The organism is Pseudomonas sp. JAI111, assembly GCF_024809425.1.
Classification (GTDB): Bacteria; Pseudomonadota; Gammaproteobacteria; order Pseudomonadales; family Pseudomonadaceae; genus Aquipseudomonas.
In genome coordinates this window covers 372,140-398,512 of the sequence record NZ_JANUCB010000002.1, presented here as the reverse complement: position 1 = coordinate 398,512, position 26,373 = coordinate 372,140, and the positions used below count along the sequence as shown (strand labels likewise).

Below are 26,373 nucleotides of genomic sequence, written 5' to 3'. Positions count from 1 at the left end.
CCTGGTTGTCGACTGATACTCCGCTATCGCCAGCAGGCTAGCTCCCACATTTTTGTCCGGTGTTTAGACGGCTACTGCGCGATGTTCTGTGCGACGCAACGCACGCATCTTGTGCAACGTATCCGCACACGTCTTCGCCGCTTCCTGACCTTTATGCACGAAATGCTCGAAGAAGAACTTCTGATGTTCTTCGCCGGCATGGAAGTGATGAGGGGTCAACACCACCGAGAACACCGGCACTTCGGTTTCCAGCTGAACCTGCATCAGGCCGCTGATCACCGACTGGGCGACGAATTCGTGACGGTAGATGCCGCCATCGACCACCAGGCCGGCAGCGACGATGCCGGCGTATCGGCCGGACTTGGCCAGCAGCTTGGCATGCAATGGAATTTCAAAGGCGCCGCCGACTTCGAAGAAATCGATGTCCGACTCCTGATAACCCTGCGCAATCATTTCGGTGACGAAGCCTTTACGGCTCTGGTCGACAATTTCCTTGTGCCAGCAGGCCTGGATGAACGCAACGCGCTCGCCCTGATGGTTTTTGCTTTTGCTATCGATTGCGGTGGGTTGCATGTTCTGACTCCTGTTTATGTATAAAACAGGGCATATGAATCGAATGGGATTTAAGGGTACGCACGCTCGCACGAATGCCTGCGGACGGCCCTTTGGCGCCAATCCCGTTCTCTCTTCATCCGGACTATGACCGTCGGCCCCGGGATCACACCGGGTCTGCTGACCTTGTCGCCAGCACAGCCATTGCCGTGTCTGTCGCCAAGCGCTCGCGGGCTATGCGCATTGCGCGCAATTACCGCCGGTGGGGAGTTGCACCCCGCCCTGAGAACGTTTTTGCCGCCAGATTGTTAGGCGGCGAAGCGTTTTTAACACATATTTGTGGGCGGCGCACCGCTGCTTTCTGATGATTGATATCGATATTTTCACTGATACGGCGGGTCTTTTCCGTGCTCAAGGGTTGATTATTCATCGTCATGACCGCAGTACTTCCTTCCTGAAAGGGATTTTCCCCTGCTTACCGAGGCCAGATTCATGAGCGTTATCGATCTTCGCAGCGACACCGTCACCCAACCGACCGCAGGGATGCTCGACGCGATGGCCAACGCGGCCACCGGGGACGACGTTTATGGCGAGGATCCGACGGTCAATCGTCTGGAAGCGGAACTGGCAAAACGTCTGGGTTTCGCCGCGGCGCTGTTCGTGCCGACGGGCACCATGAGCAACCTGCTGGGCCTGATGGCTCACTGCGAGCGCGGCGATGAATACATCGTCGGCCAACAAGCGCATACCTATAAGTACGAAGGTGGCGGCGCGGCGGTGCTCGGTTCGATCCAGCCACAACCGCTGGAGGTGCAGGCCGACGGTTCGCTGGACCTGGCACACGTGGCGGCGGCGATCAAGCCGGACGATTTCCACTTCGCCCGCACGCGCCTGCTGGCGCTGGAAAACACCATGCAAGGCAAAGTGTTGCCACTGGAGTATCTGGCGCGGGCCCGCAGCTTCACCCAGGAACATGGCCTGGCCTTGCACCTGGACGGTGCCCGGTTGTACAACGCGGCGGTGAAATTGGGTGTTGATGCGCGCCAGATCGCCCAGTATTTTGATTCTGTCTCGGTCTGCCTGTCCAAAGGTCTGGGCGCGCCGGTTGGTTCGGTGTTGTGCGGTTCCGCCGAGCTGATCGGCAAGGCACGGCGTCTGCGCAAGATGGTCGGCGGCGGCATGCGCCAGGCCGGCATTCTGGCGGCGGCGGGGCTGTACGCCCTGGACAATAATGTCCAGCGTCTGGCCGATGACCATGCCAATGCTCAATTGTTGGCCGAGGGGCTGCGCGCGGCGGGTTACGAAGTCGAGCCGGTGCAGACCAACATGGTCTATGTGCAGATGGGCGACAAGGCTGAGGCGATCAAGGCGTTTGCCGGCGAACGCGGGATCAAGCTGAGCGCCGCAGGTCGATTGCGAATGGTCACGCACATGGACGTGAGCCGTGCTCAAATCGAGCAGGTTGTCGCGACATTCGTCGACTTTTCTCGCAACTGATCGCGTCAGCGGTCCAATTGACCGTTTCTATCGTATAAACACGCTGTACCCCGCGCGCTGGGCCGATATAATGCGGCCCTTTGCCGTCGCTTCGTCTGTTGACGTTTCGAACAGGCCTTTGGCCGCAGCCTCCGTGGAAGAACCTAATGAAAAGCGCAGAAATCCGTGAAGCCTTCCTTCGCTTCTTCGAAGAGCAAGGCCACACCCGTGTAGCCTCCAGCTCTTTGATTCCGGGCAACGACCCAACCCTGCTGTTCACTAACGCGGGGATGAACCAGTTCAAGGACTGCTTCCTGGGCCAGGAAAAGCGCGCGTACACCCGCGCGGTCTCCAGCCAGAAATGCGTGCGCGCCGGCGGTAAGCACAACGACCTGGAAAACGTCGGTTATACCGCTCGTCACCACACGTTCTTCGAAATGCTGGGTAACTTCAGCTTTGGTGATTACTTCAAGCGCGACGCGATCACCTACGCGTGGAACTTCCTGACCTCCGAAAAGTGGCTGAACCTTCCCAAGGAAAAGCTCTGGGTCACCGTTTACGCCAGCGATGACGAGGCGTACGACATCTGGACCAAGGAAATCGGCGTTCCGGCCGAGCGCATGGTTCGCATCGGCGACAACAAAGGCGCGCCTTACGCTTCCGACAACTTCTGGACCATGGGCGATACCGGCCCATGCGGTCCTTGCACCGAGATTTTCTACGATCACGGCGCCGACATCTGGGGCGGCCCACCGGGCTCGCCGGAAGAAGACGGCGACCGTTACATCGAGATCTGGAACAACGTCTTCATGCAGTTCAACCGCACCGCCGATGGCGTGTTGCACCCGCTGCCAGCACCGTCGGTCGATACCGGCATGGGCCTGGAGCGGATCAGTGCCGTGCTGCAGCACGTTCACTCGAACTATGAAATCGACCTGTTCCAGAGCCTGCTGAGCGCATCGGCCAAGGCCATCGGTTGCACCAACGACAATCAGGCTTCCCTGAAAGTCGTGGCCGACCACATTCGTTCGTGCGGCTTCCTGATTGCCGACGGCGTGCTGCCGTCCAACGAAGGCCGTGGCTACGTGCTGCGCCGGATCATTCGTCGCGCCTGCCGTCATGGCAACAAACTGGGCGCCAAAGGCAGCTTCTTCTATCAGATCGTTGCAGCCCTCGTTGCCGAGATGGGCGAAGCGTTCCCTGAGCTGAAATCCCAGCAGGCGCACATCGAGCGCGTCCTGAAAGCCGAAGAAGAGCAATTCGCCAAGACCCTGGAGCAGGGCCTGAAAATCCTCGAGCAGGATCTGGCCGAACTCAAAGGCGACGTGGTGCCGGGCGATGTCGTGTTCAAACTCTACGACACCTACGGTTTCCCGATGGACCTGACGGGCGACATCGCTCGCGAGCGCAACCTGACCATCGACGAAGAAGGCTTCGAGCGCGAGATGGAAGCCCAGCGCGTCCGTGCTCGTTCCGCCAGCTCCTTCGGCATGGACTACAACAGCCTGGTCAAGGTTGACGTGGCCACCGAATTCACCGGCTATCAAGCGACTAAAGGTTCGGCGAAAGTCGTTGGTCTCTATAAAGATGGCCAGTCGGTCGACGTGCTCAGCGAAGGCGAAGAGGGTGTGGTCGTCCTGAACCAGACGCCGTTCTACGCTGAATCCGGCGGTCAGATTGGCGACTGCGGTTACCTTCAGGTCGGCAACGCGCGCTTCGACGTACGCGATACCACCAAAACCGGCGGCGCTTTCTTGCATCACGGCGTGCTGGCCTCGGGCAGCCTGACCATTGGTGCGCCGGTAGAGACTCATGTTGATGCCGAAGTGCGTCACGCCACGTCGTTGAACCACTCGGCGACTCACTTGCTGCACGCCGCACTGCGCCAGGTGCTGGGCGATCACGTCCAGCAGAAAGGCTCGTTGGTCGACAGTCAGCGCCTGCGCTTTGACTTCAGCCACTTCGAAGCCATCAAGCCTGAGCAATTGAAGGCGCTGGAAGACATCGTCAACGCCGAGATTCGCAAGAACTCCGAAGTTGAAACCGAAGAAACCGACATCGAAACCGCCAAGAAAAAAGGCGCCATGGCGCTGTTTGGCGAGAAGTACGGTGACAACGTGCGCGTACTGAGCATGGGCGGCGATTTCTCCGTCGAACTGTGCGGCGGTATCCACGCCAACCGTACCGGCGACATCGGCCTGCTGAAAATCATCAGCGAAGGCGGTGTAGCCTCTGGCGTACGTCGTATCGAAGCGGTCACCGGTGCTGCGGCATTGGCATACTTGAACGCTGCGGAAGAACAACTCAAGGAAGCGGCTAACCTGGTCAAGGGCAGCCGCGACAACCTGATCGACAAGCTGTCGGCTGTGCTGGAGCGCAACCGTCTGCTGGAGAAGCAACTCGAGCAGTTGCAGGCCAAGGCTGCCAGCGCGGCGGGCGACGATCTGTCGGCTTCCGCTCTGGACGTCAAAGGCGTGAAAGTGCTGGCCGTGCGTCTGGACGGTCAGGACGGCAAGGCGCTGCTGGCGCTGGTCGATCAACTGAAAAACAAACTCGGCCGCGCAGTGATCCTGCTCGGCAGTGTCCATGAGGAAAAGGTCGTTCTGGTTGCAGGCGTAACCAAAGACCTGACTGGCCAACTCAAAGCCGGTGATTTGATGAAGCAAGCCGCTGCGGCAGTGGGCGGGAAGGGCGGTGGTCGTCCAGATATGGCGCAGGGCGGTGGTACTGACGCTGGCGCACTGGATGCCGCATTGGCCCTTACCGTTCCATTTGTAGAGCAGGGTTTATAAGGCAGTGTGTCCGGCCCGCAGTCTAGTGGCGGGCCGCAACGCTGTTTGAGTGATTATTTGGGCGCCCTTCATGGGCTGAGGCGGCTTTGAAATGGCTTTGATCGTACAGAAATTTGGAGGCACCTCAGTCGGTACTGTCGAGAGAATCGAGCAGGTCGCCGACAAGGTTAAGAAATTCCGCGATGCCGGCGATGACCTGGTGGTTGTGCTGTCTGCAATGAGCGGCGAAACCAACCGTCTGATCGATCTGGCCAAGCAAATCAGTGGCGACGGCCAACCGGTTCCGCGCGAGCTGGACGTGATCGTCTCCACCGGTGAGCAGGTGACGATTGCGCTGTTGGCGATGGCGCTGATCAAGCGCGGCGTGCCAGCGGTGTCGTACACCGGCAATCAGGTGCGGATTCTGACGGACAGCGCGCACAATAAAGCGCGGATCTTGCAGATTGATGACCAGAAGATTCGCGGTGATCTGAAGGCGGGTCGTGTAGTAGTTGTCGCCGGTTTCCAGGGCGTCGACGAGCACGGCAACATCACCACCCTCGGTCGTGGCGGTTCCGACACCACCGGCGTGGCGCTGGCGGCAGCCTTGAAGGCTGACGAATGCCAGATCTACACCGACGTCGATGGCGTCTACACCACCGATCCGCGAGTTGTGTCCGTGGCTCAGCGCCTGGACAAGATTACCTTTGAAGAGATGCTGGAAATGGCCAGCCTCGGTTCCAAGGTGTTGCAGATCCGTGCGGTGGAATTCGCCGGCAAGTACAACGTTCCGCTGCGCGTACTGCACAGCTTCAAGGAGGGTCCGGGCACCCTCATTACTATTGATGAAGAGGAAACCATGGAACAGCCGATCATTTCCGGCATCGCTTTCAACCGCGATGAAGCCAAGCTGACCATCCGTGGCGTGCCAGACACCCCAGGCGTGGCGTTCAAGATTCTCGGCCCGATCAGTGCCGCGAACATCGAAGTCGACATGATCGTGCAGAACGTTGCGCACGATAACACCACCGACTTCACCTTCACCGTGCACCGCAACGACTTCCAGGCTGCACAGACCGTGCTGGAAAACACTGCTCGCGAGATCGGTGCCCGTGAAGTGGTTGGCGACATCAAGATCGCCAAGGTCTCGATCGTCGGCGTCGGCATGCGTTCCCACGCAGGCGTGGCCAGCCGTATGTTCGAATCGCTGGCAAAAGAAAGCATCAACATCCAGATGATCTCGACCTCGGAAATCAAGGTTTCCGTGGTGATCGAAGAGAAGTACCTGGAACTGGCTGTGCGCGCCCTGCACACAGCTTTCGAACTGGACGCTCCGGCCCGACAGGGCGAGTGATGCGTTTTGCCAAAGGGCGCGGTCTGACCGCGCCCTTTGTCTTTTTTGAATGGCGCGACCCAGGAACTGTTCTTTTGCTCGCGCTGGTCAATACTCAGGCATGTAGGCCGCGATCGTTCAGGTTGTAGGTCGAGTGCCTTTTTTTTGCAGACTGCTGTCCCTGAAATGAAATGCGTGAGGAGAAAGGTATGCTGATTCTGACTCGTCGGTGCGCAGAAAGCCTGATTATTGGTGATGGCGAAATCACCGTGACCGTGCTCGGCGTTAAAGGAAATCAAGTGCGCATCGGTGTCAACGCCCCGAAAGAGGTTGCGGTCCACCGTGAGGAAATTTACCTGCGTATAAAGAAAGAGAAGGACGAAGAACCAAGCCATTAATTTTTATCGTTTTTTATGTTTGCAAACGGGGAAGAAGCTGGTTAATATACGCCCCGTGTTGCGGAGAGCTGGCCGAGTGGCCGAAGGCGCTCCCCTGCTAAGGGAGTACACCTCAAAAGGGTGTCGGGGGTTCGAATCCCCCGTTCTCCGCCATTATTTGCGTAGTACGTTGTAATCTGGCTTTTTCGGTAAGTGTTTGAAATTACTAGAAAAAGTGCTTTACATAGAGATTAAACGGCCTATAATGCGCGGCAACAAATGCACTCGTAGCTCAGCTGGATAGAGTACTCGGCTACGAACCGAGCGGTCACAGGTTCGAATCCTGTCGAGTGCACCATTTAAGAGTCAGTTGCAGTAATGTGAATGACTTGGCTTCAACCAGTTGTGATCTGGTCTAAAAACACAAATGCACTCGTAGCTCAGCTGGATAGAGTACTCGGCTACGAACCGAGCGGTCACAGGTTCGAATCCTGTCGAGTGCACCAAACACCAAAAAGCCCGCGTTTAACGCGGGCTTTTTGCCGTCTGGGATTTGGCTTTTCCTTTAGTACATCCTTTCTCATCGAACTCCACGTTTGCGCTACGACCTCGCTTGATGTCGTAGCGGTAGCTCGTGGCTGAATTGCGAACGCTGACCTTGTCTGGCTTGCCAAGGGCGCTCTCGACGTCCTGCTGGCTCATGCCGGCGATGACCCGTTGATTGATGATCGCTTCGCGCCGCTCCCTGGCGCTGATCAGGTTTCCACATTTATCTTCGGTCTTGCCGACAATGACCGGTTCTCTTCTTTTTACTTTCGTGTCAGTTTTTTCGCGATTGTCGGCTTCCGGCATGACAGCCACTGTGCTGCTTGGCGGGAGTGCGCGGACATCCTGCAGCGAGAGGTTTTCTCCGGCTGTACAACTGAGAGTGGTGAACGTAATGCGCCCGTCATCGGCTTCGCAGCGGTGAATTGTCTGTGCGTTCACGCAGGGCGGCAGACAGAGCAGGATGCTCAGCAAAAAATAATGTGAATGAGATGGCATTTGGCGTCCTCCATGACGGTCCAAGCCAAAGGGTAGTCGCTGCATTTTTCAACGGTGGTGTGTTTTCTTTTCAGAATGAGTCGTCGCAGTTTGAGAGATCAGGACTGCACTCAGCTTTGTCTTGCAACCGCTTGTTTCAGCCACGATTTTTTAACGTTTTAAACCGTCGGGCGGTGTATCATTGCGCCCGTCAGCCCCGCCGGGGCTTGTGGAATACCTCCATGGACTTACCCAGTAGTTACTCAGTATCCCGTTTTTCCAATCATGAATTGACTGATTGATCCTTCCGGCGTGCCCCGCTGCTGGGAGTGGAGTTCGCCTATGTCCGATGTTGAAGTAAAGAAAACACAAGAAAGCTTGCAGGACCGCCTTGCTCAAGTCATTGAGCTGCTGCAACGCCAGCGCGTGGTCGAAGACCTGACTCACCGCCAGGAAGGTCCGCATCACGACCGTGTCGAGAACCTGGTTCACCGGCAAAACCTCGTCGAGCTGCAGCGCAAGCTCGATGATCTGCACTCCGCCGACGTCGCCTACATCCTTGAAGCCTTGCCGCTGGACGACCGTCTGACGCTCTGGCAACTGGTCAAGGCTGATCGCGACGGCGACATCCTCCTCGAAGTATCCGATTCGGTTCGTGAAACCCTGATCGCCGACATGGACGATCACGAGCTCCTGGCTGCGGCCAAGGACATGGACGCCGACGAACTCGCTGACCTGGCCTCCGAGCTGCCGCGAGACGTCGTCCACGAGCTGATGGAAACCCTCGACACTCAACAACGCGAGCGCGTGCGCTCCGCGTTGTCCTATGACGAGGAGCAAGTCGGTGCGCTGATGGACTTCGAGATGGTGACCATCCGTGAGGACGTCAGTCTCGAAGTGGTTTTGCGTTACCTGCGCCGTCTCAAGGAATTGCCTGGCCACACCGACAAGTTGTTTGTGGTCGACAACGACGGCGTGCTCAAGGGCGTGCTGCCAATCAAGCGTTTGCTGGTCAACGATCCGGAAAAGCAGGTGTCGGAAGTCATGGCCAGCGACCCGGTGAGTTTTCACCCGGACGAGGACGCTTACGACGCGGCTCAGGCATTCGAACGTTACGACTTGATCTCGGCCCCTGTGGTCGACAAGAACGGCAAGTTGATCGGCCGTCTGACCATCGATGAAATGGTCGACCTGATTCGTGAAGAGAGCGAAAGCGAAGTGCTCAACATGGCGGGTCTGCGCGAAGAAGAAGACATCTTCGCCTCGGTCTGGAAATCCCTGCGCAACCGTTGGGCCTGGCTGGCGGTCAACTTGATCACCGCATTTCTCGCCTCCCGGGTAATCGGTCTGTTCGAAGGCTCCATCGAAAAACTGGTGGCGCTGGCGGCATTGATGCCGATTGTGGCGGGGATCGGTGGTAACTCGGGCAACCAGACCATTACCATGATCGTTCGCGCCATGGCGCTTGATCAGGTGAGCACCGGCAACACCTCGCGCCTGATGCGCAAAGAGTTGGCCGTCGGTTTGATCAACGGACTGGTGTGGGGTGGCGTGATCGGTATCGTCGCCTATCTGTTGTATGGCAGTTGGTCCCTGGGGGTGGTGATGACTGCCGCCATGACGCTTAACCTTTTGCTGGCGGCGTTGGCAGGGGTGTTGATTCCGATGACGCTGGCGCGGCTTGGGCGCGATCCTGCGATGGGGGCCAGTGTGATGATCACCGCCATGACCGACAGTGGCGGCTTCTTCATCTTCCTCGGGCTGGCGACAATATTCCTGCTGTGAGTTGAATGCCCATTAAGAACCCGCCAATCGGCGGGTTTTTTGTGGTCGAATTTCAGGCAAAAAAAAGCCAGCAATTACGCTGGCTTGAACTTTCGGGTTGAATCAGGAAGCGTCTGCGGCCAATTCGGCATCATGCGCGATCAGCGAAACAAGAGCGTTTTGCTGGCGGTGGGAGAGCTGGCGGAAACGTTGAAGCAATTCGCGTTCGTGCAAAGACAGCTCCGGGCTGTCCAGGCGCATGCTTAATTCTTCGCCCAGTGCGCCTTCCTGAATAAGACTCTGCTCAAGGCGCGCAATGATTTCGGAGTTCATGCTGCGATGATGATTGCGAGCCACCTCGGCAATGCGTTCACGCATTCCGTCTGGCAGACGTACGACGAACTTGTCAGCCGTACGGCTGGAATAAATTGCCTGTTTCAATGGGCGCATATATTTAACCGGTTAGTTCAGGGGAGCGGTTCTCGGGATTGGCCGCAGGATGTCAAATAGGACAAGCACTATGGCCAAATGTTCAACCTGAATTGATAGAGGCTCGCATCATGCCTCAAAGAAGCCAGATCATTGGCGTCAATTCTGTGACAAATATTGAACTGGATAAAGGCGTTATGCCAGCACCAATTATCAGAAATGCGGACTGGTTTGAAAAGTTTGCTCCAGTGCCATTTCGCTGATCGCGTCCTTTGCCCGACAGGTGGTGTCCAAATACGCCTGAAGGTGCATGCTATGCGGATTCGATCCGTGGTCCTTACCTTAACAGGATAGTGGCAAATGGCCGATTTACTAGTGGCGCATGCGCACAGAGGGATGATTCAGGATGGATGGCAGGCTGATTTATTTGATGGGGCCCTCCGGATCAGGCAAGGACAGCCTCATCGAAGCGGCGCGAAAACCCCTTCAGTCGCTTGACTGCGAAGTGGTAAGGCGGGTCATCACGCGCTCCGCCGAATCCGTGGGCGAGGACGCCATTGGCGTCAGCCATGAAGCGTTCGAGCGGCGTCGGCAGGCGGGTGAGTTCGCGTTGTCCTGGAATGCCAATGGGCTGGATTACGGTATTCCGATCCAGATCGATCATTGGCTCAAGGAAGGTCGGCAGGTATTGGTCAACGGGTCTCGCGGCCATCTGGCCGAAGCGCTGCAGCGCTATCCCACGCTGCTGCCAGTGCTGTTGACGGTCAAGGAAGAGGTACTTCGCGAGCGACTGTTACGGCGTAATCGCGAGAGCTTTGTGCAAATTGAAGAGAGATTGCGCCGTAACGCGCTATTTACGGCAAGCGATTGCGTCGGTGACGTGCAAATTCATCTGCTCGACAACTCTGGCGAGCTGGCCGTCACCGTTGAAAACCTTCTGAAGTTGATCACGGTCAGCGCAGAACCGGATCGAACTTGAATTTGCGACCGGCAATCAGCGCCAGCACGAACAGCGCGCTGAAAACGCCGCAAGCAATCAGCGGCAGAGTTACAACCGCGTCCTGAATCAATGACAGATGAAGAATGCCGCTCAGTAGGGCAAGGATCAGAAATCCTGCGGCTGATTTGGACATGCTGTGCTCCTGATAGGGGTAAATCAAAATACCAAGCGTTCGGAAGACTGTGTTGCTGGCGGATCGTATTGCTGGCTTACGTCTTGACCAACAAAGACACGCTGATCGCTCATGACGGCCAATTGCGGGGCTTTTTGCAGTTGTAGGTAATGAGGCATGCGTTGGGCGACGACCTGGACAGCACCGTTCTCGGGGGCAAAATGAAATCCCAACAGAATGGCCAGGGCGATCGCATTCGAGAGTAATAGGGCGCTGTTCATGAGGCTGACCTCCGTTGTTCTTGAGAACAGCTAAAGCAGCCCGCGTGCCAACAGTCTAAAGGCTATTAAATCCTTTAAAAACAAGCAATTAAGTTAATGTTGCGAAAGCCGGTCATTGCAAATTGCAATGATGGCACTTTGCGAGGATGCAATTTGCACGGTAAACAAAAGCTACGGTGTCGAGGGGCGTCTGCCTACACTTAAAAAGCCCAAGGACGACATGACAAACGCAGGTCTGCCCGTTAACATGCACGCCGTCTATCGCACCGCATTTTTTGCGGGGCGACTTGTGTCTCAGTAGCTCAATTGGATAGAGCATCCCCCTCCTAAGGGGAAGGTTGGCAGTTCGAACCTGCCCTGGGACACCACATTGATTTCAGCCTCGCGCTGCAAAACGAAAGCCCTGCCGGAAACCTTCTTCCGACAGGGCTTTTTTGTGTCCTCAAAACCGACGATCTACATGGAAAGTCTTTGATTGCTGTGCCTTACTCCAGAGACAAAACAAGGAGCGAAGCAATGCGACGCAGAGGCGCACAGTTCTGGCTATGGACCAACACCCGGTTGCCTCTCCACACCCACGAAGAAGTGCTCAGCGACGGCGTACAGGTCGAAGTCCAGGCGCGGGTGAGTCATACAGGCGTCACTCAGGTGTTTATCGGGATATATGCCGACAGTGGTTGGGCGATTTGCGAAGAATTTCATGACCGCTGTGTCGGTGAGTTTTACTGCACGGCGTTAAAGTGGGGGGCGCGGCGAGCCAGAGAGCTGGTGGCCGATACTCGGGCGTTTGTGGCGCCGCATCGGGTGCAGCTGACGTTGGACCCGGTGATCACCGATGAAAAAACGCTGGCTCTGCGACGGATGGAAATGACCGAGCGTGAACGTCTGAAGATCCGCACCGACGACGCCTGGTTGGAATACGTGGCAGCGAAGGAGGCGATGCTCGATTTGATGCGCGCGCCCAAAGTCGATCCCGGGGTCTGGGCGGACCATAAAGAGCGACTCAGGCAAGCAATTGATCGGCGCATCAGCGTGCAACGCGCCTATTTGTGTTGAGTCATTTGCCCATCGATACGCTCTTGGAGCGTAGTGCCTCAATGGTTTCGATCAACTCCTCGTAGGACACCGGTTTTCCCACGTGCTGGTCAAAGCCCGATTGCCGGGACTTTGTAATGTCGTTGTGGGCGCCATAGCCCGTCAGCGCAATGGCCGGCACATCCTTGGCGAGCGGTAGCTGACGTAACGCGCTCATCAGCTCGTGACCGCTCATGACCGGCATGCCAAGGTCCGAAATGATGAGGTCGAAATACATGCTTTTCGCTGCATCCAGAGCTTCCACCGGGCGGTCGAAGGCGATGACTTCGGCGCCTTCCATTTCCAGCAGAACTTTCAAGGTTTCCAGCACATCGGCAGAGTCATCGACCAGCAGAATGGTCAAACCGTTCAGCCTTCCGCTAGCTTCATCGTGCTGCGGGGCAGGGTAAGCCTCGCCATCCGTCCTGGCCATCGGCAGGCAGACGCTGAACGTACAGCCTGCGCCCAGCCCAGGTGAGCTGACTTCAACCGTGCCTTGCTGTGCTTCTGTCAATTGGCGCACCAGCGACAAGCCAATGCCCAGTCCCTCGCGGTGGTGCGAAGCGTGCTGCTTTTCAGCCTGCCCGAACAGGTCGAACACGTGCTCGAGGTTCTCGGCGGCGATGCCTGTGCCGTTGTCTTTGACGTCCAGTCGCACCTTGTCACCGTCCTGGCTGGCGATCAGTTGCACGCGACCTGTGGGCGGGGTGAATTTCAGCGCGTTGTTCACCAGGTTCCAGATGATCTGCTCCAGGCGCGTCGGGTCGGCGTGAACCATCAAAGGCTGCGAAGGCACTTCAAGCTCGACCGTGGTTTCGTGCTGTTCGTTGAGCACGACCGTATGAATGTCGCGCAGCACGCTGACCAGGTCTACGGTGACCGCTTGCAGCTTGAGCTTGCCGGTTCGCACCCGTGCGACATCCAGCAGATCGTCGATGATCCGCGCCTGGCTGTTGACGGCATCGCAGATCGTGTTGACGGCCTTGGCCGCCGGGGCCACAGACTTGGTCACCGGCAACCGGCGCAGCAGCTCGGCGTTGAGCTGGATCAGGTTCAAGGGATGCTTGAGTTCATGGGACATGACCGCGAAGAACTCATCCTTGAGGTAGCTGGTGTTGCGGGTCTCGGCCAGTGCCTGACTCTGTTCTTCGTGCTGGCGCTTGTGGCCGGTCAGGTCGCGGGCGATTTTCACGTAGCCGCGCAGATTGTCGCCCGTGAGTAGCGTCACCTCGCCGCTGCAATAGAAGCGGCTGCCATCCTTGCGCTGGTACCAGCGTTCGTCTTCGCTGCGACCTTGGGTGCGGACCCTCTGCAGCTCGGATTTGGGGATGCCGGAGGCGCGGTCTTCTTCGGAGAAAATGAAGTCGTAATAAGCGCCTTCAGCCTCGGCCTTGCTGTAGCCGAAAATCAACTCGGCGCCTTTGTTCCAGCTGGTGATCACACCTTGTTCATCGAGGGTGATGATTGCGTAATCGCGGGTGCTTTCAGCCACCAGGCGCATGCGTTCTTCGCCCAGGCGCAGCTCTTCTTCGGCGGCGCGGCGCTTGGTGATGTCGATGAAGGTCAGCACCGTGCCGTCGATGTGGTCTTCGCTGGAGCGGTAAGGCAGAAGACGGGCGATGTACCAGCGATTGTCGGTGCTGCTGATTTCACGTTCGATCATGTTCAACGATTCGAATACCAGCGCGGCATCTTTGGCCAGGTCGTCGTATTGCAGGCGATGGGTGATATCGAGCAAGGATCGCCCGGTATCCACCGGCAACATACTGAAGATGTCCGTAGCGCGCGGCGTAAACCATTTGATCCGCATACCCCGGTCGACAAACACCGTGGCGATGTCGGTCGAGGCGATCAGGTTGGTCAGGTAGTCGTTGATCTTGTCGGTTTCTTCAACTTTGGTCTTCAGCTCGTAGTTGACCGTCAACAACTCTTCGTTGATCGACTGCAGTTCTTCCTTGCTGGTTTCCAGCTCTTCGGTGGCCGAGCGCAGTTCTTCGTTGATCGCCTGCATTTCTTCGTTGGAAGCCTTGAGCTCTTCGCTGGAGACTTCCGATTGTTCAATGGTGTCCTGCAAATGCAGTTTGGTGCGTTGCAGTTCCCGTTCAAGGTTGGACAGGACCTGGCTTTCGGTTTGCAACAGGGTCGTTGCTTCCTGTTCGGACGGGTCGATTTCGGCTTCTTCGAAAATCACCAGGACAAATTCGCCTTCCGACTCGTCGTCCTTATAAGGCTGCGCCAGCAGATCGATCCTGTAGCGTCGATTGTCGCGCGTGATAGGCACCGCGCGGGATTTGACCGCCAGGCCGCTTTGTTGAACCTGGAACAGCGTGGTGCGGATTTCCAGGCGCAACTCAGGAAGGATCAGCGTCAGCAGGTTGCGTGACAACTCACCGCCCACATAGCGCAGGAAACGTCCGGCGCTTTCGCTCATGTGCAGGATGTCGGCGTTGGCATCGACAATCATGCTCGGTGGCGCTGTCCGTTCCAGGGCGCGCTGATGAATGTCACTGAAGGACAGCTTGCGCTGCACCGCGTTTTGCGGGGTCTCGCGGGAAACATTGGAGCGCACGTAACCACCACGCGGCATGGTCGGAGTACGACGGCTGTTGGCGGTACCGGTCTTGGCGCGGAAGATTCGGTTGCGCTTGTCCACCGGGGCGAATAGCTCGTGGCACGCGTCCGCGCTTTCGGAGGAGCCCAAAAACAGAAAACCGCCCGGGCGTAGCGCAAAGTGGAACATCTGCAGAATTTCGCGTTGCACTTCGCGATCCAGATAGATCAACAGGTTTCGGCAAACGATCAGGTCGATTTGCGAGAAGGGCGGGTCGGACAACAGGCTGTGTTTGGCAAACAGGACTTTTTCGCGCAGCTCCTTGCGAATCCGGTAGTGGTCATCTTCCTTGACGAAATAATTGCGCAGGCGCGTTGGCGGCACATCGGTCACGATTGCTTGCGGATACAGGCCTGCGCGGCCGACGCTGATGGCACGTTCGTCGATGTCGGTGGCGAACAATTGCAACGTGGCTTTGCTGGAGTCGAGTTGCAGCTGGTCACTGAGCAGCATCGCCAGGCTGTAGGCTTCCTCGCCCGTGGAGCAGCCCGCCGACCAGACGCGGATTTCTTCTTTTTCGGGGTGCGCCGACACAGCCGCGCTAACCAGTTGCGGCAGCACGTCGCGTTCCAGGGCCTCGAACGCTTCGCGATCACGGAAGAAATTGGTCACGCCGATCAGCATGTCGCCCAGCAGGGCCTTGGTTTCTTCGGGGTTGTTTTGCAGGTAGTGATAATAGGCCGCGAGGTCAGGTTGGGCCGTGACCTGCATCCGGCGCTCGATACGCCGCAGCACGGTTGCGCGCTTGTAGTGCTTGAAGTCGTGACCGGTGCCGGTGCGTAACTGGATCAGGATGTCATGCAGCAATTGCTCGGCGATCGCCGCGTCGCGCTCGGACACGGACGCAAAGGATTGCAGTTCCGGGTCGTTGGCGGTGGGCAAGCTGATTTCCTGGGAGTTGTGCCACAACTCCAGCAGCTTCTGCGGCATTTCCACCACCGGCAACACCAGGTCGACCATGCCCGTCTCGATGGCGGCGCGGGGCATGCCGTCGAACTGGGCATCTTCCGGCGCCTGCGCCATGGTGATCCCGCCGTGTTCCTTGATGCGCGACAAACCGACCGCACCATCGGAGCCGCTGCCCGACAGCACCAGACAGAACGCGCGCTCGCGGTGCACTTCGGCCAGGTCGCGGAAGAACAGGTCAATGGAGGCGTGTCGGCTCTCCTTCGGGTCGTTGTTGCTGACCTCCAGCACACCGTCGCTCATCGTCAGCCGTTGGGCCGGGGAAATGACGTAGATGTGGTTCTTCTCGATTGGCACCGTTTCAGTGACTTGGCGCACCGGCATCCGGGTCGATTCCTGGATGATCTTGTCCGCGATGCTCTGGTGGTCGGGCGACAGGTGAAGAATGATCACGAACGCCATGCCGTTGTCGTGTGGCATGTGTTCGAAAAACAATTTGATGGCTTGCAGTCCGCCCGCCGATGCGCCAATGCCGACCACCGGAAAGTCCAGGGTGCTGGGGCTCAAGGCTTTTCGCTTGGGAGCGTTGGCCGAGTGGGGGGGAGTGCTGGTCATTTCTGCTGCCTTAGCCGGCGTTAGGGGCATTGAATTCAAATAGGTCTGAACGGGCTTTAATAAAGCAGGATAATCCCGTTTTTCAATAGCGCCTTCAAATATTTAGAGGCACTTTGCTGGCATGCGTTCTCAAGTGAACGGCACTGCTGGCCGATAACCCGATCGGTCATGGTCTTCTCCTTAAACTGCCTGGAAATCTTCGATGCTGTCGTATCACCAAAAGCGTTTTCTGATCGTCGATGATTTCTCGGACTTTCGCAGTTCCGTCAGGTCCATGCTGCGCGAATTGGGGGTCAAGGACGTCGACACCGCGGACAGCGGTGAACAGGCGCTGCGCATGTGCTCGCAGAAGGCCTACGACTTTATCCTGCAGGATTTCCACCTCGGCGATGGCAAGAAAAACGGTCAGCAGGTGCTCGAAGATTTGATGGTCGAGAAGCTGATCAGCCACGAAAGTGTGTTCGTCATGGTCACCGCCGAAACCAGCCAGGCGATGGTGCTCAGTGCGCTGGAGCATGAGCCCGACGCTTACCTGACCAAGCCGTTCAACCGCTCGGGTCTTGCGCAGCGCCTTGAGCGTCTGGAACAACGCAAGAACCTGCTCAAGCCGATTCTGCAAGCGCTTGATCGCGGCAAGCCGATGGAAGTGCTCAACGCCTGTATCGAGTTGTGCAAAAAGGACATCCGTTATTCGCCGTTGTGCCTGCGTTATCGTGCGGATGCGTTGCGTGACTTGAACCAGAACGAAGCGCTGGAACGCCTTTACGACGGCATCATTGCTGATCGGCCTTTGCCTTGGGCGTTCGCCGGGCTGGGCAAATTGCTGTTCAAGCGTGGTCAGGTCAGCCAGGCCAAAGGCGTCTACGAAAAAGCCTTGAAGGTGTTTCCGATGATGCCGGCGCTGTATGACGGCATGGCCGACGTGCTGGTGGCTGAAGGGGACAACAAGGGCGCACAGAAGGTGCTGGAAGAGGCCATTCGCCTGTCGCCGCTGGCGGTGCGCCGGCAAGCGCAGTTGGGCAAGCTGGCGATGGCCAACGAAGATTTCGAAACGGCATCGAAGGCTTATCGCCAGGCCGTGTCCCAGGGCGCTCAATCACGTTTCAAGGATGCCGAAAGCAACCTGGGCCTGGCCCACGCCTTGATCAGCAAAGGCAGCGAGAAAGGCCTGGATACCCGCACCCGGCTGGAGATCAACACGACGCTCAGCCAGGTGGCCAAGGAGAACCCGTCTGACCCGGGCCTGCAAATCCGTGCGCGGCTGATGAAAGCCACCAGCCTGTTGCTCAACGACGCGGAAACCGCGGAAAAGCTCACCGAGCAAGCAATGATGCGCCTGGACGGCATGGAGCAGTTCATGAGCGCCGAAGCGGCGCTGCTGGTGGCCAAGCAGCTGCAAATGCTCGGGCAGGCCAGTGCCGGTGCGTCGATGTTGAAGAACTGCGCGGAAATCTACGGTGACGACCCTGTGGTGATGCAAGGGATCGCCAAATTGACCGATGATCCGACGATTCTGAATTCAGGCAACGTGGCCTCCGATCTCAACCGCCAAGGCGTGCAGATATACAAGACCGGCAACCTGGTCGAAGCCCGGGCGGTGTTTCGCAAAGCGCTGGCCCTGCAACCGAAAAACATTAGTATCGCGCTCAATATGGCGCAGTCGTTGTTGCACGGCACGGACACCAGCGTGCCTTCGCCCGAGCTTGAAGAATGTCGGGCCTGCCTGAAGCAGGTCGGCATGATGCCCGACACCGACGCGCGTTATCCGCGCTACCAGAAACTGAAAATCAAGGCGTTCAGCGGATGAGCCAAGAGTACCCGGCACTGGATTTCTCCACGGTGATTGCCTCCACCGTGCACGACATGAAGAACTCGCTGGCCATGCTGATGCAGGCTCACAGCCAATGGATGGGGCGCTTGCCCAACTCTGAGCGGCAGAGTCCGGAGCAGGGCGTCATCGAGTTCGAGTTCGCTCACCTCAACGGCATGCTGGTGCAGTTGCTGGGGCTGTACAAGCTGGGCGTCAATCAGATGCCGTTGCAGCCTGCCTACCATGAGCTGGATGATTTCATCGAAGCGCAACTGGCCGCTCATCAAGAAGTGTTCGCCAGTCGCGGCATCGTCGCGACCTATGAAGTCGACCCCCTGTGTCCCTTGGGGTTCTTCGACCGGGAGCTGGTTGCCTCGGTGCTGGCCAACACCATCAACAACGCCATTCGTTACGCCCGCCAGTCGCTGCTGATCAGTGTCAGCGACGAGGCCGGTCAGTTGATGCTGACCATCAATGACGATGGCGATGGTTATCCCGTCGAGATGATCGAGCGTCAGGCCGACTATGTGCAGGGCATCAATCACAGCAGCGGCAGCACAGGCCTGGGCTTGTATTTCGCCGGCCGGATCGCCGCCTTGCATCAGCGCAATGGCGTGCAAGGGTGCACCCGGATCAGCAACGGTGGCCCGTTGGGCGGCGGTGTATTCAGCCTCTATCTGCCCTGACGTTTCTTTTTGTGTGTGCTGCTTGAAATTCCGAACAGGCGGAGCCTATTTTGTACGGGTCGCCGTTCGCGGCTTGCACCACTACAAAGGATTGCGTCATGACAACCGATGGCCAGCGTTCACTCGCGCAGCGATTGACGGGCATTGATGAGATTGAATGTGTCACGCCGGACTTGAATGGCGTACCGCGCGGTAAGGTGATGACCGCCGAAGGATTCCTTGATGGGCGGCGTTTGCAGATGGCGCGGGGTGTGCTGCTGCAATGCATCATGGGCGGCTACCCGGCAGCACGGTTTTACGGCAGTGACGACGGCGACCTGGCGCTGGTGCCTGATCCGGCGCAGATCCATCGCCTGCCCTGGAGTAATCCACCGCGAGCGTTGGCCATTTGTGACGCCGACGAGCTGACCGGCGAACACTCGAACCTGTCGACCCGTGGCCAGCTCAAGGCGGTCATCGCGCGTTACGCGGCCCTGGGCCTGGCGCCAGTGGTGGCGACCGAGCTGGAATTCTTCGTGTTCGCGCCCAATCCCGATCCAACCCAGCCGTTCCAGCCGCCGCTGGGCCTGGACGGTCGACGCGAGGACGGTCATTCGGCGTTCAGCGTCAGTTCCAACAACGGTTTGCGGCCGTTCTTCAGTGACGTCTACCAATGCATGGCGGCGTTGGGCCTGCCGCGCGATACCTTTATGCACGAGATGGGCGTCAGCCAGTTCGAGATCAACTTGCTGCACGGCGATCCATTGCTGCTGGCCGACCAGACGTTACTGTTCAAGCATCTACTCAAAGAAGTCGCGCTCAAGCATGGCTTGACCGTGGTCTGCATGGCCAAACCCCTGGCGCACACGCCGGGCAGTTCGATGCACATTCACCAGAGCATCGTCGAGATCGGCAGCGGGCGTAACGTGTTCAGCGACGAGGCCGGGCAGCCGACCGCCACCTTCCGTCATTTCATCGGCGGCCAGCAGGCCTGCATGGCTGATTTCACCGCGCTGTTTGCACCGAACGTGAACTCCTATCAGCGCTTGTGTCATCCCTACGCGTCACCGAATAATGCCTGCTGGTCCCACGACAACCGAGCCGCCGGGTTGCGCATTCCCGCCAGTTCGCCGGCCGCTCGTCGGGTCGAGAACCGTCTGCCGGGCGCTGATGCCAATCCGTACCTGGCGATCGCCGCCAGCCTTGCCGCCGGTTTGCATGGTATTGAGAACGAACTGGAGCCGAGCGAGGCGATCCAGGGCGAATTCCAGGTGCCGGATAATCTTTCGTTGCCGTGTACCTTGCATGCCGCTCTTGAACGTCTGAAACGTAGCCAATTGGCGAAGGAACTGTTTGGCAATGAGTTCATCGAAGGCTACGTCGCTTCGAAGACCATGGAGTTGACCAGCTTCTTCGATGAAATTACGCCCTGGGAGCGCCGTGTCCTGGCTGCTCAGGCCTGACGATTTATCGTCTACGGTCTATCTTTTCGGATAGCCCGACTCTCACTGCAAGGAGCCGCTCGGAACGCCGATGCGCCAAATCTGGAAACCTTTTCGAGCGCTTTATTTTGCCTCGCTGATGATGTTGATCGGCTCTGGCTTGCTGAGTACGTACCTGGGCTTGCGCCTGGCGGCCGATCACGTCGACAGCCTGTGGGTCGGTGCGTTGATGGCGGCCAACTATTTTGGCCTGGTGCTGGGCGGCAAGATTGGCCACCGGCTGATTGCCCGGGTCGGACACATTCGAGCCTATTCGGCCTGCGCCGGTATCGTTGGCGCGGCGGTGCTCGGCCACGGCCTGATCGACTGGCTGCCAGCCTGGATATTCCTGCGGATCATCGTCGGCCTGGGCATGATGTGCCAGTACATGGTCATTGAAAGCTGGCTCAACGAGCAGGCTGAAGCTTCGCAGCGTGGCACGGTGTTCAGCGGCTACATGATCGCCTCCTACCTGGGGCTGGTGCTGGGTCAGCTGATTCTGGTCATGCACCCGGCGCTGGGCCTGGAGCTGCTGATGCTGGTCGCCTTGTGCTTCGCGCTGTGCCTGGTGCCGGTGGCCCTGACACGCCGGATTCACCCGGCACCGTTGCATCCGGCGCCAATGGAGCCGCGGTTCTTCATCAAGCGTGTGCCGCAGTCTTTGAGTACGGTGCTGGGGGCAGGGCTGATCATTGGCTCGTTCTACGGTCTGGCGCCGTTGTATGCCTCGCAGCAAGGGTTGTCCACCGAGCAGGTCGGTCTGTTCATGGGTAGCTGTATTTTTGCCGGACTGGTGGTGCAGTGGCCGTTGGGCTGGCTGTCCGACCGTTATGACCGGGCATTGTTGATCCGCTGTTTTGCGGTGGTGCTGGCCCTGACTGCGTTGCCGCTGGCCATCATGCAGCAGGTGCCGCTGGAGATTTTGTTTGTCGCCGGGTTCTTCTGTTCACTGGTGATGTTCTGCCTGTATCCGCTGGCGGTGGCGTTCTCCAATGACCATGTCGAAGGTGATCGTCGTGTCTCGCTGACTGCCATGTTGCTGGTGACCTACGGCGTTGGCGCCAGTATCGGGCCGTTGGTGGCCGGTGTACTGATGAAGCTGTTTGGCAGCCACATGCTCTATGCCTTCTTCAGTTTCTTCGCGTTGGTGCTGGTGTGGCGCATCCGCCCCAAAGCGGTCACCAACCTGCATCAGGTCGACGATGCGCCGCTGCATCACGTGGCCATGCCGGACAGCATGTCCAGTTCGCCGCTGGTGGCGTGCCTCGATCCGCGTGTCGATGAGCAGGTGGTGCAAGACCAGATGCAGAGCCCGATCAGCCCCGAGCCGGAGCCTGAACCGGAACCGCAGGCGGATCCGCCACCTGAAGATCCGGACGCGGGCCGCGAGCAGAGTTTTACCGAGGCCCGGCCATAGGCCAAGGCATAAAAAAACGGGCAGTCACCGCAAGGGACTGCCCGTTTTTTTGTTGAAGCGTCGTATTACATGTCGTCTTTGTCGAAACGTCGTGCTTCGCGTTGCAACTGATAGACGAAGCGCTCGACTTGCCGCTGCACCAGTCCGCTCATGTTATGGAAGCGAACACCGGCAAAGGTAGTGGAGATCTTCTCTTCGAAGTGCAGGTAACGCAGCTCGACCGGTGCGGTCATGTTGCCAAAGGGCAGGGCGGCGACGAAGCGGTCATAGACCTGGCCCAGTTGCAGGCTGCTGGTGATGTCGCCTTCAAAACGCAGCTTGCAGCCGGTGGCCGAGATGTCCAGCAGCTTGCCGCCCAGGCTCGACTTGAGTTTGTCGCCACCCAGTTCGACGCTGACCAGTTGCGCCAGTTTCAACGCTGCACGGAACGCATTGCGGCGCTGGTGATAAACCACTTCAGCGGGCAGGGGGCCACGATAGCAGCGAGTATCGCCGGACTCATCGATGGTCAGCGCGCCATTGCTTTCCCAGGCGATGCGCACACCGTCGTGGAAGCCTTCAACTTTGTACGGTTCTCCGGCCAGCAGAAACCGTTCTCCGTCACGCGGGATCATTTCATCCAGGGCGATCATGTTGCGGTCGCGATCAACGTCCACCAGATAGCTCTGAAAGCGCTGGGTGCGCTCATGGAACGTGATGATCAGTGGGTCATGGCTGTCCTGAAGCTGGCGCAGGTTGCTGGAGATTTCCAGAGGTGTGGTAAGCACCTTGGGTGGCTGCGGGGCGTCTTCCGCGCTTTGGGTATTGAACACGGTTAATCAATCTCCAGGCAAAAAATGACTACGGCGAGCCAGCATTTTGCCAGCATGTTTCGTGTCTTGATAGGGCGTGTCGATGCAAAGGCTCAAGCCTGACTGAGCGGGCGCGGCTTCGCAAGCTTGGCGGTGGATCCGCGAGCATCATAAAGTGCGGGTGGTTCGCCGCCGGTGAGGATTTTCAGCTGATTGGCCGTGGCGGCCTGCTGAACCAGAATGGACTGGCCGTTACTGGCGTTCGCAGCCTGGCACTGAGCCAGGAGGTCAGTCAGTACATCGCTCTGTGCCAGCAACTGTTCGCCAATGCTGGAATGGCTGGCAAGTTGCTCGAGGCCTGTGCGATCGAGCGGCAGGTTGAGGCTGGCGAGGATTTCACTGCGCTTGCGGCCATGCTGGTCAAGCAAAACGATCAGTGCCTGTTTCTGCGCGAGAATATCCTCGAGCAGTTGCATGTCACGACCATGCAAGGCGAGGGACTCGGTTTGCAGTAACTCCAGCAAGTGTTGCGCCGGGGCAAAGTCGTCGATGATCAGTTGCAGTAAATTAGTATCGTGCATGGCTGGCCTTGGGGTTTAAGCGTCCAAAAGCCTGGCGCAGGCAATGGCCTAGCGCTGGGCTTCGAAGTTGAGCAGTTTGCTGGCTACACGGTTGCTGTCGACTTTATAGCTGCCATCGGCGATTGCTGCTTTCAACTCTGCCACGCGGGCGTTGTCGACGGCAGGCTGATCGCGCAGCTTGTCAGTGACCTTCTGCAACTGTTGAGCCTCATTGCTGAGGTGTACCGATTCCCCGCTTGTGACGGTACTGGCCTGTTCGGCCGGGGTATTCAGCGGCGCGGATTTGCCGGCTTCGGCGGTTTCCTTCGCGGCGCTGGTACGCGTACTGCCGGTAAGTGGCGAGGAGCTGTTTAAACGGCTGAAATCGATGACCATGATAAAAAACCTCTGGGTATTTGGACGCTTGCCATGTTTTCGGCTCTCCCTGCAAAAACTTTAGGCCCATTTATCAATGAGCGTGCAAGTGCCAGTGCTTGTCCTGCCTGGGGCACAGTTTAGGGAACAGCCGGGCAACACGCCATCTCTTCACCCATAGAGCCAGAGATATCTACATAGCCACTTCCACTTGGCCTGGCGCGATCACCTGCGCCTTGATGACCCGGTTGGAATTAAGGTTTTTCACTCGAATCTGTTCACGCAAGCCGCCGTTGGAAAGCGCTTCGCCGGGCATGCGCACACTGAGCGTACCACTGCGCGCGGTAATCACCACTTGGTCGCCCTTGCTGATGACTTCCGCCTGTTCTAGATGGACCAGCGTCAGGACCTGATCGGCGACCGTTGGTCGGGTAAGTTTTTGTCCAATGGCTTGATCCAGCGCGGTGAAATAACCCTGGTTGATCAGACTGATATCACGTTCGCGCAGCATTACGTCGCCGGGTTCGATGATACCGGCGCGCTTGAGCGGCCGAGTGGTCGTGACAACGTCCCGAAACAGGCGGACTTGAGCGGGTACGAACACGGTCCAGGGCGATGAGCTATCACAGCGAACCTTGACCGTGACCCGTCCGATCGGAGTCGCCGGGCTCTCCAGAGTGGCTGTCAATTCCTTGTCGCACATGGGCATATGCATACGTGGATCGAGTCGGTTGACTTCGATTTCGTAGCGGCCTTCGGTTTGACTGGTAGCCAAATAGTCTTCTACGGTGAACTCAAGAAAGCCCTGAGTGACGCCGATAAGCATGTCAGGCAAGGTAACCGCGTCAGCAAGGGCAGGGCTGCCAGCGTTGAACAGGCAAACGGCCGATATCGCACAAAGCAATTTGCGGAAAGTTGATGTCAGGCGTCGGAAAAATGTCGGTTCTGTGTTCATAAGAGTTAAAAAGCAAGCGCCGTGCCGTTTAGCAATGAATGGGCGTCGCAACACACTTAAGCGTTGGTGTAGGAGTTCTGTGCATGGCTGGTGTAATGGATTCGGTAAACCAGCGCACGCAACTGGTGGGGCAGAATCGCCTTGAGCTGTTGTTGTTCCGTCTTGACGGCCAGCAGCTGTATGGGATCAACGTGTTCAAGGTTCGTGAGGTGCTGCAATGCCCCAAGCTGACCCTGATGCCCAAGTCCAGTCCTGTCGTGTGCGGTGTAGCAAATATCCGAGGGGCGACCATTCCGATTCTTGATCTGGCAATGGCAACCGGCTCCGGCGCGCTTAAGGATCAGAGCAATCCGTTTGTGATCATCACGGAGTACAACACCAAGACCCAGGGTTTCCTGGTGCGCTCGGTGGAGCGCATCGTCAACATGAACTGGGAGGAAATTCATCCGCCTCCCAAGGGCACCGGGCGCGATCATTACCTGACCGCTGTGACTCGGGTCGACAATCAGCTAGTCGAAATCATCGACGTCGAAAAAGTGCTGGCGGAAGTGGCGCCGACACCGGAAGCGATTTCGGTCGGCGTGGTGGATGTCGAAACCCAGCACAAAGCGTTGTCGCTGCGGGTCTTGACGGTCGATGACTCATCGGTGGCGCGCAAGCAAGTGACGCGCTGCCTGCAAACGGTCGGCGTCGAAGTGGTGGCGTTGAACGACGGTAGGCAAGCGCTGGAATACCTGCGCAAGCTGGTCGACGAGGGCAAGAAGCCGGAAGAAGAGTTCCTGATGATGATTTCCGACATCGAGATGCCGGAAATGGACGGGTACACCCTTACGGCGGAGATCCGCGCCGACCCGCGCATGCAAAAGCTTCATATCATCCTGCATACTTCGTTGTCGGGCGTATTCAATCAGGCGATGGTCAAGAAAGTCGGTGCTGATGACTTCCTTGCCAAATTCCGCCCTGATGACCTGGCATCCCGGGTAGTCGACCGGATCAAAGCAGCAGATATCAGCTAGGGGCCTTTTGTCCCTGGCGGTTCAACACGATTTAAGAGGCGGTATCTTTGTCTACGGGTAATTTGGATTTCGAACAGTTCCGGGTATTCCTGGAAAAAGCCTGTGGCATTTTGCTCGGTGAAAACAAGCAATACCTGGTCTCGAGCCGTCTCAACAAACTGATGGAACAGCAGGGTATCAAGTCGTTGGGTGAACTGGTCCAGCGCATTCAGACCCAGCCGCGCAGTGGTTTGCGCGAGATGGTGGTGGATGCCATGACCACCAACGAAACCCTGTGGTTTCGTGACACCTATCCGTTTGAAGTCTTGAAGAACAAGGTGCTGCCCGAAGCGATCAAGGCGGCCCCCGGTCAACGTCTGCGGATCTGGTCGGCGGCGTGCTCGTCGGGTCAGGAACCGTATTCGCTGTCGATGTCCATCGATGAGTTCGAGCGGGTCAACATGGGCCAGTTGAAAATGGGTGTGCAGATCGTTGCCACTGATTTGTCCGGCACCATGCTGACCAACTGCAAGACCGGCGAGTACGACAGCCTGGCCATCGGCCGTGGCCTGTCGCCCGAACGCCTTCAGCGTTATTTCGACCCCAAGGGGCCGGGACGCTGGGCCATCAAGGCGCCGATCAAGAGCCGCGTGGAGTTTCGCTCGTTCAACCTGCTCGACAGCTACGCGGCCCTGGGCAAGTTCGATATCGTGTTCTGCCGCAACGTGTTGATCTACTTTTCCGCCGAGGTGAAGAAAGACATCCTGTTGCGCATTCACAGCACCCTCAAGCCCGGCGGTTATCTGTTCCTCGGCGCCTCCGAAGCGCTGAACGGTTTGCCGGATCACTACCAGATGGTCCAGTGCAGTCCGGGGATCATTTACCAGGCGAAGTGATGGGTTGGCGGCACACATGAAAACGGGAGTCCTCAGGGGCTCCCGTTTTTTTATGCCTGATGATTTCCCACACACACCCCAATCCAAATGTGGGAGCGGGCTTG

General features: G+C 57.9%; 24 protein-coding genes, 4 tRNA genes and 1 riboswitch. Of the genes, 17 read left to right on the top strand and 11 right to left on the bottom strand.

What is annotated here, in order from left to right; translation table 11 throughout:
- Positions 1-63: 63 nt before the first annotated feature.
- Complete coding sequence (locus HNR03_RS09490) at positions 64-573, bottom strand: 6,7-dimethyl-8-ribityllumazine synthase (RefSeq protein WP_090187099.1); 510 nt, start codon at positions 571-573, stop codon at positions 64-66.
- Positions 574-675: 102 nt separating this feature from the next.
- A riboswitch (FMN riboswitch) is annotated at positions 676-846 on the bottom strand.
- A complete protein-coding gene (locus HNR03_RS09485) occupies positions 806-988 on the bottom strand; it encodes a hypothetical protein (protein ID WP_259153005.1) in 183 nt (60 codons plus the stop codon). Its footprint overlaps the riboswitch before it by 41 nt.
- 56 nt (positions 989-1,044) lie before the next feature.
- Between HNR03_RS09485 and ltaE the strand changes: the two genes are divergently transcribed.
- From ltaE to HNR03_RS09450, 7 genes are all read left to right on the top strand, one after another.
- Complete coding sequence (gene ltaE / locus HNR03_RS09480) at positions 1,045-2,049, top strand: low-specificity L-threonine aldolase (RefSeq protein WP_259153002.1); 1,005 nt, start codon at positions 1,045-1,047, stop codon at positions 2,047-2,049.
- A gap of 146 nt (positions 2,050-2,195) precedes the next feature.
- A complete protein-coding gene (alaS, locus tag HNR03_RS09475) occupies positions 2,196-4,820 on the top strand; it encodes an alanine--tRNA ligase (RefSeq protein ID WP_222588075.1) in 2,625 nt (874 codons plus the stop codon).
- 91 nt (positions 4,821-4,911) lie between these two features.
- Positions 4,912-6,153, top strand: a complete 1,242-nt coding sequence (locus tag HNR03_RS09470) for an aspartate kinase (protein WP_031319071.1) — start codon at positions 4,912-4,914, stop codon at positions 6,151-6,153.
- Positions 6,154-6,341: 188 nt separating this feature from the next.
- Positions 6,342-6,530, top strand: coding sequence for a carbon storage regulator CsrA (gene csrA, locus HNR03_RS09465; protein WP_002554426.1), 189 nt, complete (start codon positions 6,342-6,344; stop codon positions 6,528-6,530).
- A 62-nt stretch (positions 6,531-6,592) separates the two neighbouring features.
- A tRNA-Ser gene (locus tag HNR03_RS09460) sits at positions 6,593-6,683 on the top strand.
- 107 nt (positions 6,684-6,790) lie between these two features.
- Positions 6,791-6,867 (top strand) — tRNA-Arg (locus HNR03_RS09455).
- Between the two features lie 71 nt (positions 6,868-6,938).
- Positions 6,939-7,015 (top strand) — tRNA-Arg (locus HNR03_RS09450).
- A 19-nt stretch (positions 7,016-7,034) separates the two neighbouring features.
- Here HNR03_RS09450 and HNR03_RS09445 read toward each other — a convergent pair.
- Positions 7,035-7,553: a cell envelope protein SmpA gene (locus HNR03_RS09445; protein WP_259152990.1), complete on the bottom strand. Its 519-nt coding sequence runs from the start codon at positions 7,551-7,553 to the stop codon at positions 7,035-7,037.
- Positions 7,554-7,874: 321 nt separating this feature from the next.
- Between HNR03_RS09445 and mgtE the strand changes: the two genes are divergently transcribed.
- Positions 7,875-9,317, top strand: a complete 1,443-nt coding sequence (gene mgtE / locus HNR03_RS09440) for a magnesium transporter (protein ID WP_259152989.1) — start codon at positions 7,875-7,877, stop codon at positions 9,315-9,317.
- A gap of 102 nt (positions 9,318-9,419) precedes the next feature.
- On the opposite strand, the gene HNR03_RS09435 is transcribed toward mgtE, so the two are convergent.
- Positions 9,420-9,746, bottom strand: coding sequence for an Arc family DNA-binding protein (locus tag HNR03_RS09435; protein ID WP_028620557.1), 327 nt, complete (start codon positions 9,744-9,746; stop codon positions 9,420-9,422).
- A gap of 385 nt (positions 9,747-10,131) precedes the next feature.
- On the opposite strand from HNR03_RS09435, the gene phnN reads away from it, so the two are divergent.
- Positions 10,132-10,704: a phosphonate metabolism protein/1,5-bisphosphokinase (PRPP-forming) PhnN gene (gene phnN, locus HNR03_RS09430; protein ID WP_259152986.1), complete on the top strand. Its 573-nt coding sequence runs from the start codon at positions 10,132-10,134 to the stop codon at positions 10,702-10,704.
- Here the strand turns inward: phnN and HNR03_RS09425 are convergent.
- Positions 10,679-10,858, bottom strand: coding sequence for a PA3371 family protein (locus HNR03_RS09425; protein WP_222588070.1), 180 nt, complete (start codon positions 10,856-10,858; stop codon positions 10,679-10,681). The genes phnN and HNR03_RS09425 overlap by 26 nt on opposite strands.
- Before the next feature lie 23 nt (positions 10,859-10,881).
- The gene (locus HNR03_RS09420) at positions 10,882-11,118 is read right to left on the bottom strand and encodes a hypothetical protein (RefSeq protein ID WP_222588069.1); all 237 of its coding nucleotides are present in this window, start codon (positions 11,116-11,118) and stop codon (positions 10,882-10,884) included.
- Positions 11,119-11,409: 291 nt separating this feature from the next.
- Between HNR03_RS09420 and HNR03_RS09415 the strand changes: the two genes are divergently transcribed.
- Positions 11,410-11,486: transfer RNA gene (locus HNR03_RS09415), tRNA-Arg, on the top strand.
- A 148-nt stretch (positions 11,487-11,634) separates the two neighbouring features.
- Complete coding sequence (locus tag HNR03_RS09410) at positions 11,635-12,174, top strand: hypothetical protein (RefSeq protein ID WP_259152984.1); 540 nt, start codon at positions 11,635-11,637, stop codon at positions 12,172-12,174.
- 1 nt (position 12,175) lies between these two features.
- Here HNR03_RS09410 and HNR03_RS09405 read toward each other — a convergent pair whose 3' ends face one another.
- Positions 12,176-16,324, bottom strand: coding sequence for a CheR family methyltransferase (locus HNR03_RS09405; protein WP_259152982.1), 4,149 nt, complete (start codon positions 16,322-16,324; stop codon positions 12,176-12,178).
- 202 nt (positions 16,325-16,526) lie between these two features.
- Between HNR03_RS09405 and HNR03_RS09400 the strand changes: the two genes are divergently transcribed.
- The 4 genes from HNR03_RS09400 (at position 16,527) to HNR03_RS09385 (ending at position 21,697) form a co-directional block, all read left to right on the top strand.
- The gene (locus tag HNR03_RS09400) at positions 16,527-18,131 is read left to right on the top strand and encodes a tetratricopeptide repeat-containing response regulator (RefSeq protein ID WP_222588066.1); all 1,605 of its coding nucleotides are present in this window, start codon (positions 16,527-16,529) and stop codon (positions 18,129-18,131) included.
- Positions 18,128-18,820, top strand: coding sequence for a sensor histidine kinase KdpD (locus tag HNR03_RS09395; protein ID WP_259152980.1), 693 nt, complete (start codon positions 18,128-18,130; stop codon positions 18,818-18,820). The genes HNR03_RS09400 and HNR03_RS09395 overlap by 4 nt, the downstream gene beginning before the upstream one ends.
- A 200-nt stretch (positions 18,821-19,020) precedes the next feature.
- Entirely contained in the window at positions 19,021-20,262 is a 1,242-nt protein-coding gene (locus HNR03_RS09390) for a glutamine synthetase family protein (RefSeq protein ID WP_259153410.1), read from the top strand.
- Between the two features lie 70 nt (positions 20,263-20,332).
- On the top strand, positions 20,333-21,697 hold the full coding sequence (locus tag HNR03_RS09385) for an MFS transporter (protein WP_259152979.1): 1,365 nt from the start codon (positions 20,333-20,335) through the stop codon (positions 21,695-21,697).
- A 65-nt stretch (positions 21,698-21,762) separates the two neighbouring features.
- Here HNR03_RS09385 and HNR03_RS09380 read toward each other — a convergent pair whose 3' ends face one another.
- The 4 genes from HNR03_RS09380 to flgA all read right to left on the bottom strand — a co-directional run bounded on the left by HNR03_RS09380 (position 21,763) and on the right by flgA (position 24,378).
- Positions 21,763-22,509, bottom strand: coding sequence for a flagellar brake protein (locus tag HNR03_RS09380; protein ID WP_222588063.1), 747 nt, complete (start codon positions 22,507-22,509; stop codon positions 21,763-21,765).
- A 92-nt stretch (positions 22,510-22,601) separates the two neighbouring features.
- The gene (locus HNR03_RS09375) at positions 22,602-23,069 is read right to left on the bottom strand and encodes a flagella synthesis protein FlgN (protein ID WP_259152976.1); all 468 of its coding nucleotides are present in this window, start codon (positions 23,067-23,069) and stop codon (positions 22,602-22,604) included.
- A gap of 48 nt (positions 23,070-23,117) precedes the next feature.
- A complete protein-coding gene (gene flgM, locus HNR03_RS09370; RefSeq protein ID WP_090187018.1) occupies positions 23,118-23,444 on the bottom strand; it encodes a flagellar biosynthesis anti-sigma factor FlgM in 327 nt (108 codons plus the stop codon).
- 172 nt (positions 23,445-23,616) lie between these two features.
- Positions 23,617-24,378: a flagellar basal body P-ring formation chaperone FlgA gene (gene flgA, locus HNR03_RS09365; protein ID WP_259153409.1), complete on the bottom strand. Its 762-nt coding sequence runs from the start codon at positions 24,376-24,378 to the stop codon at positions 23,617-23,619.
- An 83-nt stretch (positions 24,379-24,461) separates the two neighbouring features.
- Here flgA and HNR03_RS09360 point away from each other — a divergent pair, with 83 nt between their 5' ends.
- Together HNR03_RS09360 and cheR are read left to right on the top strand one after the other, a co-directional pair.
- Complete coding sequence (locus HNR03_RS09360) at positions 24,462-25,394, top strand: chemotaxis protein CheV (RefSeq protein WP_208669481.1); 933 nt, start codon at positions 24,462-24,464, stop codon at positions 25,392-25,394.
- Between the two features lie 47 nt (positions 25,395-25,441).
- Positions 25,442-26,269, top strand: coding sequence for a protein-glutamate O-methyltransferase CheR (gene cheR / locus HNR03_RS09355; protein WP_007899126.1), 828 nt, complete (start codon positions 25,442-25,444; stop codon positions 26,267-26,269).
- Positions 26,270-26,373: the final 104 nt, after the last annotated feature.